This window comes from Flavobacterium sp. LK-23 (genome assembly GCF_058135255.1).
Window position 1 is genome coordinate 18,600 of record NZ_JBYUVT010000001.1, and the last position, 11,571, is coordinate 30,170.

10 protein-coding genes and 1 tRNA gene are annotated in these 11,571 nt (G+C 34.7%); 4 read left to right on the forward strand and 7 right to left on the reverse strand.

Features of this window, described 5'->3' with window-relative positions; all coding sequences use genetic code 11:
• Nucleotides 1-11 precede the first annotated feature (11 nt).
• Nucleotides 12-1,346, reverse strand: coding sequence for a c-type cytochrome (locus AC3Y25_RS00060; RefSeq protein ID WP_489901320.1), 1,335 nt, complete (start codon nt 1,344-1,346; stop codon nt 12-14).
• Nucleotides 1,347-1,566: 220 nt separating this feature from the next.
• Here AC3Y25_RS00060 and AC3Y25_RS00065 point away from each other — a divergent pair, with 220 nt between their 5' ends.
• On the forward strand, nt 1,567-1,956 hold the full coding sequence (locus AC3Y25_RS00065) for an SPOR domain-containing protein (RefSeq protein WP_095927933.1): 390 nt from the start codon (nt 1,567-1,569) through the stop codon (nt 1,954-1,956).
• Nucleotides 1,957-2,085: 129 nt separating this feature from the next.
• Here the strand turns inward: AC3Y25_RS00065 and AC3Y25_RS00070 are convergent, their stop codons facing one another.
• The 4 genes from AC3Y25_RS00070 to rimP form a co-directional block, all read right to left on the reverse strand.
• Complete coding sequence (locus AC3Y25_RS00070; RefSeq protein ID WP_489901321.1) at nt 2,086-2,595, reverse strand: DUF4920 domain-containing protein; 510 nt, start codon at nt 2,593-2,595, stop codon at nt 2,086-2,088.
• 149 nt (nt 2,596-2,744) lie between these two features.
• A complete protein-coding gene (gene infB, locus AC3Y25_RS00075; RefSeq protein WP_489901322.1) occupies nt 2,745-5,621 on the reverse strand; it encodes a translation initiation factor IF-2 in 2,877 nt (958 codons plus the stop codon).
• A gap of 58 nt (nt 5,622-5,679) precedes the next feature.
• On the reverse strand, nt 5,680-6,933 hold the full coding sequence (gene nusA, locus AC3Y25_RS00080) for a transcription termination factor NusA (protein WP_095927936.1): 1,254 nt from the start codon (nt 6,931-6,933) through the stop codon (nt 5,680-5,682).
• 19 nt (nt 6,934-6,952) lie between these two features.
• Nucleotides 6,953-7,417: a ribosome assembly cofactor RimP gene (rimP, locus tag AC3Y25_RS00085; protein WP_172426838.1), complete on the reverse strand. Its 465-nt coding sequence runs from the start codon at nt 7,415-7,417 to the stop codon at nt 6,953-6,955.
• 173 nt (nt 7,418-7,590) lie between these two features.
• Here rimP and AC3Y25_RS00090 point away from each other — a divergent pair, with 173 nt between their 5' ends.
• Nucleotides 7,591-8,415, forward strand: coding sequence for a universal stress protein (locus AC3Y25_RS00090; protein WP_489901323.1), 825 nt, complete (start codon nt 7,591-7,593; stop codon nt 8,413-8,415).
• A gap of 95 nt (nt 8,416-8,510) precedes the next feature.
• Here AC3Y25_RS00090 and AC3Y25_RS00095 read toward each other — a convergent pair whose 3' ends face one another.
• Nucleotides 8,511-8,687: a hypothetical protein gene (locus AC3Y25_RS00095; protein WP_489901324.1), complete on the reverse strand. Its 177-nt coding sequence runs from the start codon at nt 8,685-8,687 to the stop codon at nt 8,511-8,513.
• A 367-nt stretch (nt 8,688-9,054) separates the two neighbouring features.
• On the opposite strand from AC3Y25_RS00095, the gene AC3Y25_RS00100 reads away from it, so the two are divergent.
• Both AC3Y25_RS00100 and AC3Y25_RS00105 read left to right on the forward strand, forming a co-directional pair.
• A complete protein-coding gene (locus tag AC3Y25_RS00100) occupies nt 9,055-10,476 on the forward strand; it encodes an aldehyde dehydrogenase family protein (protein ID WP_489901325.1) in 1,422 nt (473 codons plus the stop codon).
• A 63-nt stretch (nt 10,477-10,539) separates the two neighbouring features.
• The gene (locus AC3Y25_RS00105) at nt 10,540-11,346 is read left to right on the forward strand and encodes a helix-turn-helix domain-containing protein (RefSeq protein WP_489901326.1); all 807 of its coding nucleotides are present in this window, start codon (nt 10,540-10,542) and stop codon (nt 11,344-11,346) included.
• A gap of 99 nt (nt 11,347-11,445) precedes the next feature.
• Here the strand turns inward: AC3Y25_RS00105 and AC3Y25_RS00110 are convergent.
• Nucleotides 11,446-11,516: transfer RNA gene (locus AC3Y25_RS00110), tRNA-Gln, on the reverse strand.
• Between the last annotated feature and the right edge of the window lie 55 nt (nt 11,517-11,571).

Here is an 11,571-nt window from a genome sequence, read left to right on the forward strand (position 1 = left end):
TAATAAATCGATTAATAGTGGCATTTACCACACTCTAAACCTCCCATTTGCGCTGCAGTTAATTTCTCTACACCGTATTTTTTAGAAAGTTCAGCATGAATTTTGTCATAGTAAGCGTTACCTTCCATCTTAACATCAGTTTTTCTATGGCAATCAACACACCATCCCATTGTTAATTTAGAGTACTGCTTCATGATTTCAAATTCCTGTACTGGACCGTGACAAGTTTGACATTCAATACCTGCAACAGAAACGTGTTGAGAGTGGTTGAAGTAAACAAAGTCAGGCAAGTTATGAATACGAACCCATTTTACAGGCTGTGTTTTTCCAGTATAAGCTTGTTTAGTCTTATCCCATCCAACAGCATCATATAATTTTTGAATTTGAGCATCGTAGAATGCTTTACTGTACTCAGGAGTCGCAGTTGTTTCAGCAACCTCAGAAATATTTTTATGACAGTTCATACAAACATTTAACGAAGGTATACCAGCAGTTTTACTTACACGAGCAGCAGAGTGGCAATACTTACAATTGATTTCGTTATCACCAGCGTGAATCTTGTGAGAGTAGTGAATTGGCTGAATCGGCTCATAATTCTGATCTACACCTACTTGCATTAAGTATCCGTAAACAAAATAACCACTAGCCAAAAGCAAGAAGATTGAAGTTACTAAAACCAAGAATTGGTTTTTAACGAAAGCTTTCCAAATTGGAGTTCTAGCTTCTTTTGAAGCAATTTCAATACCGTTTTTGTTTGCAACTTTAGTTAAAACCTTGTTTACCATAAACAACATCACAACTAAAATAGCCATCACAAGAGCAAGAGCTCCTAAAATAATGTTATTTGAAATAGCACCATCCTGAACACTTGTCCCAGGAGGAGTTGCAGCACCTCCTGGAGCTGCAGCTGGTTCAGCTTTCGGCTCAGAAGTATAAGCTATAATATTATCAATATCACCTTCAGATAACTGAGGAAAAGAAGTCATTACTGCTTTATTATTTTCCTCGAAAAGTTTAACAGCAACAGGATCACCTGACTTAATCATGTCAGAACTGTTATGCACCCACTTATAAAGCCAAGCTTTATCATGTTTATCAGCAACTCCTCGTAAAGCAGGACCTGTTGATTTAGCATCTAATTTGTGACATGCAGCGCAATTTGCATTAAAAAGTTCTTTCCCTTTTACTGGATCACCGCCTCCTGCAGCTGGAGCAGCCGCAGCAGCCTCAGGCGCCGCCGGAGCAGCAGCATCTTGAGCAAATGAAGTTAGGGAGAAAATTAACGTTAGCGATAAGCCAAACAGCAATTTTCTTGAGATCGAATTATGGTTACCCACCTTTTTCATATAGTATAAATAATTGTCTACTAATTTTTGGTATGATTTTTTCTGTACTAAATCCAGTAAAAACCTATACCCTCTTTTAAAACTTGCACAAAAATACGACTTATGAACTATTCTCAAAACCTTAAAATAGTCTTAATTATCAATTTATATCAATTCTAAATAATATTAAAATTTCACACTCAAACTTTAAATAGTATTTTTGCATAAAAACCATCACATTATGAGAATTTTAAGTCCTTCAAAAAACCTTTTCTTAACAATTACAACGATTGCTTTCGCACACAATATTAATGCTCAAGATCAAAATTTAACACTGAACCAAGACCCTAAATTTGAGCAGCTACTTAACGAAAAGCGCAAAATTAACACGTCAATAAATACAAACGACACTTATAGAATTCAAATCTTTAGCGGTAAAAGCGACGAGGCAAAAAAAACGTTATCAGATTTTAAAAGAGAAAATTCGAATATCGACGGAACCATTATTTTCAGCACTCCAAACTACAAAGTAATTGTTGGAAATTTTAAAACCAGAATAGAAGCAGAAAGAAACCTGGCAGAAATCAAAAAAAGATACAAAAGCGTTTTCTTACTTAAACCTGGAAAATAATTCAGTCAAAAACAAAAAAAAGGCGAGATAAAAATCTCGCCTTTTTTTGTTTCATTAACATATCTTAAACACTTATCCTCTAAAAAATAAAACCATTTCACTTATTAGAAACCGTCGCATTTTTAATTTTTAATTTACCACTTTTATTCCACTAGCCAAGAAACGAATTTCCTCTTTAGGCGCGTTAATAGCATCTATTTCTGCTTTTGTTTTTTTAGCATCTTTTGCATAATGCTTCAACTCTTCAACTGATGTTACTTCTCTCTCTACACTTCCTTCTAAAACAACATTCTTACCTTTTACTGCCGTTGGTACAAAAAAAGCATAATCTTTCATTTTAACGAAGAAAGACGCCCCGTCATCCGTTTTAACACTTATCCAACAACCTCTTTTCGGACAAACATCTGTCACTTCTCCCCTAACCGCAACGCTTTCTATTTTATTTGTAGCTTTTAAATCTTTCTGCAATTCCCCTACAGAAATTGCTTTACTCATCAAAGCATCTGAAACATTTTCGCCGTAATAATCTCCAACTAAAGCATTACCTGCTGGTGGAGCTGGTTTTTCTACAGCTTCTTGAGCAAAAGACGAAGTGAAGAAACACATAAACAAAATCATCGAGTAAAATACTTTTTTCATATTTCATTATTTTTAATTCAATACATCAAACTTGAACAAACTAAAATACACATTTATTTCAAATTATTACAAATCAATTTCATCTCAAAATTTCACAAATAAAAAAAGTCCCAATTCAAATTGGGACTTTTAAATTATATAATTGAATATTATTTCAATTTCTTTTTGATTGCTACTTCATGGTAAGCCTCAATAACATCATTAATTTCGATATCATTAAATCCTTTTATCTGGATACCACAATCGTAACCTTTAGTTACTTCTTTCACATCGTCTTTGAAACGTTTTAAAGCAACTAACTCACCTGTATGAACCACAACCCCATCTCTAATAACTCTAATTTTAGAAGTTCTTAAGATTTTACCATCTGTCACCATACATCCAGCAATCGAACCAACTTTAGAAATTTTGAAAATCTCACGAATTTCAGCATTTCCTAAAATTTCTTCTTTCATCTCTGGAGCAAGCATTCCTTCCATCGCATCTTTCAAGTCATCGATAGCAGCATAGATAATAGAATAGTAACGGATATCGATTTCTTCTTTATCAGCAAGCTGTCTCGCATTTCCTGCTGGACGAACGTTAAATCCGATGATGATCGCATCTGATGCGGAAGCCAAGTTAACATCGGTTTCTGTAATCGCCCCAACTCCTTTATGAATAATATTGATCTGAACTTCTTCTGTAGAAAGTTTAGAGAACGAATCTGATAATGCCTCAACAGAACCATCCACGTCTCCTTTAAGAATCACGTTCAATTCTTTAAACTGACCAAGAGCGATACGACGTCCAATTTCATCAAGTGTAATATGTCTTTGTGTACGTACAGATTGTTCACGCATTAATTGAGAACGTTTAGATGCAATTTGTTTTGCTTCTTTTTCGTCTTCAAATACATTAAACTTATCACCCGCCGTTGGAGCTCCATCTAAACCTAAAACAGATACCGGAGTCGAAGGACCTGCACTTAAAATAGTATGCCCTCTTTCATCATGCATTGCTTTAACTTTACCGTGGTGTTTACCAGCCAACATATAATCTCCAATTTTCAAAGTACCTTGTTGTACTAAAATCGTAGACACATATCCTTTTCCTTTATCTAAGTAAGCCTCAACAACAGTTCCTTGAGCTCCTTTATTTGGATTTGCTTTTAGATCTAAAATCTCAGCTTCCAATAAAACCTTCTCTAATAATTCTTTAACACCTGTTCCAACTTTTGCAGAAATATCATGTGACTGAATTTTTCCACCCCAATCTTCAACAAGTAAATTCATACCAGCCAAACGCTCTTTAATTTTATCAACATTCGCGTTTGGTTTATCAATTTTATTGATTGCAAATATAATTGGCACTCCCGCAGCTTGTGCGTGAGAAATTGCTTCTTTAGTTTGTGGCATGATATCATCATCTGCCGCTACTACGATAATAGCAATATCGGTAACCTGAGCTCCACGCGCACGCATCGCGGTAAAAGCCTCGTGACCTGGAGTATCTAAGAATGCAATTTTTTGTCCGTTATCTAAAGTAACCCCATATGCTCCAATGTGCTGAGTAATACCTCCTGACTCACCAGCAATTACATTTTCTTTACGAATATAATCCAGTAAAGATGTTTTACCGTGGTCAACGTGACCCATTACTGTCACAATTGGCGCTCGCGTTACTAAATCTTCTTCTCTATCTTCTACAACCTCGATTGCTTCTTCAATATCTACCGTAATGAATTCAACATCATAACCAAATTCATCTGCTACAATAGTTAATGTTTCAGCATCTAGACGCTGGTTCATGGTAACCATGATACCAAGAGACATACAAGTTCCAATTACTTTAGTAATCGGCACATCCATCATGATTGCAATTTCACCTACAGTAACGAACTCTGTAACTTTAATCGTTTTACTTCCTTCGTCAAGAGCTCTTTGCTCATCATCAGATTTCTGACGGTGCGTTTCTCTTTTATCTCTTCTATATTTTGCCGCTTTAGATTTTCCTCCTTTACCTTGAAGTTTTTCAAGAGTTTCTCTAATTTGGTTTTTTACTTCTTCTTCAGTAGGCTCAACTTTTGCTACAATTGCAGGACGATTTCCTTTTACAAAACCTGGTCTCTGACTTCTGTTCGCATTAAAACCTCCCCCACTATTTTGAGCTGGTTTATTATTCGGATTTGGCGTTCCACCTGCATTACCTGTAGCAGGCTTTGGCGCACCAGGCGTACCCGGTTTTGGACCAATTCTTTTACGCTTATTTTTATTATTTGCGTTGTTATTATTACCAACACCAGGAGCTCCAGGTTTATTCTGAGCCGCTTTAGGATCTTCTTTCTTCTTCTTAGGCTTATTAAATTGAGATAAATCAATTGTCTGACCTGTAAGAGTTGTTCCTGTAAGTTTTTGGTATTGAGTAGTAATAGTTTCCTCTGAAGTTGTTGGATCAGTAGACACGATTGGCTCCTGAGCAACTTTAGATTCTGCCTTAACTTCTTTTTTCTCAGTAATAATAGGTTCTTCTTTTTTTGTTTCAGAAACAGGAGTTGAAACAACTGGTTCAGATTTTACTGTTTCATTTTGAACAGGTTTTTCTGGTTGCACAGGTGCAACAACAGCTTTTGGCTCTTCAGCCTTAACCGTTTCCTCAGAAGGAGTAATCGCAGGTTTTTTTGGATTCAAGTCAATTTTACCCACTTGTACAGGTCCCGAAACAACTGCTCTCGCTTTAATTATTTCTTGCTGTTTTTGACGCTCTTCTTCTTGTCTGCGTTTGTCTTCAATTTCTTTCTCACGCTCTACACGCAATGCTTCTTTTTCCTTTCTTTTTTCTTCTCCAACCTCTTTAGAAGCCTCCTTGTTCCCCTTATCGCCCGCAAATTGGCTTTGAAGGATATTAAATTCGCTATCAGAAATTTTTGCATTTGGATTTGCATCAATAGCAATTCCTTTATCTTTTAGATAATCTACAGCTCTTTCTAACGAAATATTTAATTCCCTTAAAACCTTGTTTATTCTTATTACTCTCTCTTCAGACATATAACCTTTTTATTATTACCTTTTTCGTTGTGTTGTTAGAGCAGATCTAAGCCATTGCTTAATTATCAAACTCTTCTTTTAGTATCTTCATAACATCTAGAATTGTTTCCTCTTCTAAGTCTGTTCTTCTTACTAAATCTTCTACGTCGTGTTTCAAGATACTTTTTGCTGTATCCAAACCGATCTTTGCAAACTCTTCAATTACCCACTCTTCGATCTCATCTGAGAACTCTGTTAATTCAACATCGTCTTCATCTGCAACAGTACCGGCAACATCTCCTTCACGAATAACATCTAGCTCATAACCTGTCAATTGACCTGCTAATTTGATATTGTGACCACCTCTACCAATTGCTTTAGAAACCTCTTCTAATTTCAAGAACACTTCAGCTCTTTTGTTATCTTCATCAATTTTGATAGAAGAAACTTTAGCAGGGCTTAAAGCTCTTGTTATAAATAATTGAATATTGTTTGTATAATTGATTACATCAATATTTTCATTTCCTAATTCGCGAACAATTCCGTGAATACGAGAACCTTTCATTCCCACACAAGCTCCAACTGGATCAATTCTATCATCATAAGAATCAACAGCTACTTTTGCTTTTTCACCAGGAATACGAACTACATTTTTAACTGTAATTAGTCCGTCGAAAACTTCTGGAATTTCTTGTTCAAATAATTTTTCTAAAAACTTCTCTGAAGTTCTAGACATAATAATTTGAGGTTTATTTCCTTTTAATTCAACGCTTTCAATAATTCCACGCACATTATCCCCTTTACGGAAGAAATCTGACGGAATTTGTTTTTCTTTTGGAAGTACAATTTCATTTCCTTCGTCATCCACTAAGATCACTACTCTTGGACGTACGTGGTGTACTTCAGCTGTATAAATATCACCGATAATATCTTTAAATTGCTTGTAAAGATTTGTATTATCGTGTTCATGAATTTTAGATATTAAATTCTGACGAAGCGCTAAGATAGCTCTTCTTCCTAAATCAATCAATTTTACTTCTTCAGAAACTTCTTCACCAATTTCAAAATCCGCTTCAATTTTTCTTGCTTCAGTCAATGTAATTTCCTCATTTTCAAAATCAAGATCCTCATCAGCAACAATTACTCTTCTTCTCCAGATTTCCATATCACCTTTGTCAGGGTTTATAATGATATCGAAATTTTCATCTGAACCGTATTTTTTCTTTAATGCATTTCTAAATACGTCCTCTAAAATTGCCATAAGCGTTACACGATCAATAAGTTTATTATCTTTAAACTCTGAGAATGAATCGATTAATGCTAAATTTTCCATGCGAATTTTTTAATTAAAATTAAAATGTTACCGTAACAACTGCCTCTTTAATTTCTGTATAAGGTATTTGTTGCTCTTTTTGAACTGTTTCTTTTCCTTTTCCTACTTTTTTCGGTTCTCTTGCTTTCCAAGACAAAATTATAAAAACATCATTAGCTTCTACTAATTCTGCTTCTATTTTTTCCGTATTTGTGGTAACAATCAACGTTCTACCAACATTTTTCTTGTATTGTCTTACCATTTTTAATGGCGTTCCTACTCCAACCGATGCTACTTCAAGAGAAAAATCTTGCTCTTCACGATCTAGATTATTCTCGATTGCACGACTAATGTCGATACAGTCTTGCAACGCCACTCCATTATCACCGTCTAAACCAACACTAATTTTAAAAGAATCCGAAACTGCCAAATCAACCAAAAAGACTGATGGTTTTTCCAGAAGAGCTTCTGTAATTAATCCGTTTACTTTTTCTTTAAATGTCATAATTTTATAAAAAGAGGGGACACTTAGTCCCCTCATTATTTAGATTTTAATAAATAACAGTGCAAATATAGTGTTTTTTTTATAAATCAAATAAATTGATTGCTCTAAAATAATTCCGTATCTTTATAATAACATTAAAAACACAGAATTATTCATATTTTAACCCTCAAATCATGAAACGAATTTTAGTACCTACCGACTTCTCAGAACACGCAGAAGACGCTTTAAGAGTTGCCGCTCAAATCGCAAAAAAGAACAATTCTGAAATCATTCTACTTCATATGCTTGAATTGCCACAGCAATCAAATGATGCAATAGTAGGCGGAACAAGCATTCCTGAAACGATGCTTTTTATGAAAAAAGCAAACGAAACACTAGATGAAGTTGCCTCAAGAGAATATTTAGAAGGAATACCGGTTACTGAAATTGTAAAAATGGACAAACCTATCCATGGAATAACACAGATAAGCAAAGATTATGATGTTGATTTAATAATAATGGGATCTCACGGCTCATCTGGCGTTGAAGAACTATTAATTGGCTCTAACACTGAGAAAGTAGTTAGAAATTCAGAAATTCCTGTTTTAGTCATCAAGAAAAACACCCCAAACTTTAACGCCTCAAACATTGTTTTTGCTTCTGATTTTTCTGAAGAAGCAAAAAAACCATTTGAAAAACTTTTAAATTTCAGCAAGCTATTTGATTCAAAATTACATTTAGTAACCATTTGCACACCTAACAGTTTTAAACCAACTCATGTTAGCGAAAAAGCCATGAGTGACTTTCTTGCCGAATTCAATATTACCAATTACACAACTCAAATTTACAACGACACCAATATTGAAAAAGGAATTATCAACTTCTCCAACAGAATAGATGCAGATGTAATTGGAATGTGCACGCACGGAAGAACTGGTTTTGCACATTTTTTCAACGGCAGCATAAGCGAGGGATTAGTGAATCATGCCGTTAAGCCCGTTATAACATTAAAAATTTAAAAAAGAAACCAAAACACTATGCATGAAAAAACTCCTCAATTGAGGAGTTTTTTTTTTAATTAAAAACAAAGCTGAAAACACTACTCAACTCATCATTACAACCCTAGTAAATTACGCAACTCCTGCACAGTCATACCAAGAAATGCTGCAGCAGCATCAATACCAATAGAATTAACAAGTTTTTCAAGCTCATCAATCCAATTTCCTCCTTTTACCTGTTTCATCTCAGAAGGACTCAATTCTGTAAAATCTAAAGTCTTTAAATCATCCATAATCTTAATCATTAAATTATTACTTCAGTTAAAACAAAAAAAATGTAGTATTTAAACTACGGTAAATATATTCAAAATACTGATAAAAAGACTGTTAACTATTTTTTATTTAAAAATATTATAAGCAAACATTACACATACTAAACCTTTTAAAATTCTTTAAAACATATAAAACCAAACAATAAATCTTTAAATCCTCCTCTCACAAAATCCTAAAAAACTTTTTATATAATGCAAACTATCCTTCTTTCGAAAAGCTTCTTACGCATGAGCTTTTCAACAAAGTTCAATTGAGCCTTACAACAAAACCGCAAGCACATTTAATGCAGAAATTTGTCAAATAAAAATTCATTAAAAAAACAACAAAATGAAAACAATAGACAAAATTTACATCAATGGAGAATTTGTTACTCCGCAAGGAACAGAATATTTTGACCTTATTAGCCCTACAACAAACGAGAAACTAGGAAAAGTTCTTTTAGGAAATACCGAAGACACCAAAAAAGCAATCGAAGCTGCGAAAAATGCATTCAAAACTTTTTCAAAAACAACAATCTCAGAAAGAATTCAGTACCTCACAAACATTAAATCTTCTATTGAAAAAAGAAAAGACGATTTTATCAATGTAATGACGGAAGAATACGGCGGAACATTTCAATTTGCAAGCGTAAGCTTTGATTATATGCTAAAGAGTTTTGATTCAGCCATTAACCTTCTTAATAATTACAATTTTATCAAAACAATGGGCGAATCTGAAGTTCAAATGGCACCACTTGGCGTTGTCGGAATAATTATTCCCTGGAATTCAAGCAACGGATTTATTTGCAGCAAACTTTCGACTGCAATTGCAGCAGGCTGCACAACCGTAATTAAACCAAGCGAAATGAGTGCCCAGCAAACACAATTAATTGCCGAATGTCTTCATGAAGCAAATCTTCCGAAAGGCGTATTTAATATTGTAAATGGATTAGGAGAAATTGTTGGAGCAGAAATAAGCCGCAATCCAGATATTGCCAAAATCTCTTTTACAGGCTCAACAACTGTTGGAAAAATCATCGCAAAAGAAGCCGTGAACACCATGAAAAGAGTTACACTTGAACTTGGCGGAAAATCCCCAAACATTATCCTAGACGATGCCGATTTCTCAAAAGCCATTCCGCTTGCCATTGGCGCAGCATTTATGAATAATGGACAGGCATGTATTGCCGGAACTAGATTACTAATTCCAGAAAACAAACTAGAAGAAACAAAACTTTTAATCAAAGAAACCATTTCACAACTTATTGTTGGCGACCCTAAAAACCCAAATACAGCAGTCGGACCAATGGTTAGCGAAAAACAATTTAATCGCGTTCAAGATTATATTCAAACCGGAATTAACGAAGGCGCAGAAATACTGATAGGCGGATTAGGAAAACCAGAAGGATTAGAAAACGGAAACTTCGTTAAGCCAACCGTTTTTATTCATGCAAACAACCAGATGCGTATTGCGAGAGAAGAAATATTCGGACCTGTTTTATCTGTCATTACCTATAAAACAGAAGAAGAAGCTATTGAAATCGCCAACGACACTACTTACGGATTACAAGCCTATGTAAGTTCGTCAGATTCAAAAAGAGCCTATAACGTCGCTTCGCAAATTAATGCAGGCCGTGTTCAAATAAACGGAATTGGCCACGATCCAATGGCTCCTTTTGGCGGATTTAAACAATCTGGAATTGGACGCGAATTTGGAACACTTGGCCTAGAAGCCTACTTAGAACCAAGAGCACTAATTCAGCCAAAATAATCTTCATCAATCTGGAAGTCTTTCTGCTTAAAGATTTCCAGATCTTTTAGTATTTTTACAATCATGAGCATCAAACAAAATACAAAGCCTAAAATCCTTTACTCGTGCTATTATTCACGCAGTCGCGAGGGCGAGCATTTTATCCCGGAGCACGTTTTCAGCTATCAGATTTCTGGCGAAATGATAGCTTCAGACAGCACAAACACCTTTCACTCCAAACCGGGAGAATTTCGCTTTAGCAGAAGAAATCATTTAGCAAAGTTTACTAAAATTCCGCCAGAAGGAGGAGAATTCAAAACTATTTCCCTATTTCTTGATCAGGAAATTTTAAGAGAAGTCAGCAAAGAATACAATTTAAAATCTGACAAAAAAGCCGATACAGAAGCTATGTTCTCATTAGCTCCTAACCCACTCTATAAATCGTTCATGGAATCACTGTTGTCTTATCTTGAAGTCGAAGAAGAGAACAACGAAACTTTATTCAACTTAAAAATAAAGGAAGCTATTCATCTTTTATTAAAAGTAAATCCAGAATTAAAAGATATTTTATTCGATTTTAATGAGCCTGGAAAAATTGATCTAGAAGCTTTTATGAATAAAAACTTCCACTTTAATGTTCAAATGCAACGATTTGCTTATCTAACAGGAAGAAGCTTAGCTACATTTAAGAGAGATTTTCAAAAAGTTTTTCAGCAAACACCCGGAAAATGGCTTTTAAACAAAAGACTTCAAGAAGCTTATTATTTAATCAGCCAAGGAAATCCGCCATCTGAAGTATATATTGGTGTTGGCTTTGAAGATCTTTCGCATTTTTCATTTTCATTTAAAAAGAAATTCGGAATTGTTCCTTCTTCTTTAAATCACAAATAAAAACATCGAAGTAATTAAAAATCAATATTCGAGAAAAGCAAACACAGATCTAAAATTTACAGCATAAAAAAAGCCTCTCATTTCTGAGAGGCTTTTCTGTTGGTCTACTAGGACTCGAACCTAGAAAGACGGCACCAAAAACCGTAGTGTTACCATTACACCATAGACCAGCAGCGCTATTAGCGAGTGCAAATTTAAGTCTTTATTTAGTTTGTGCAAACTTTT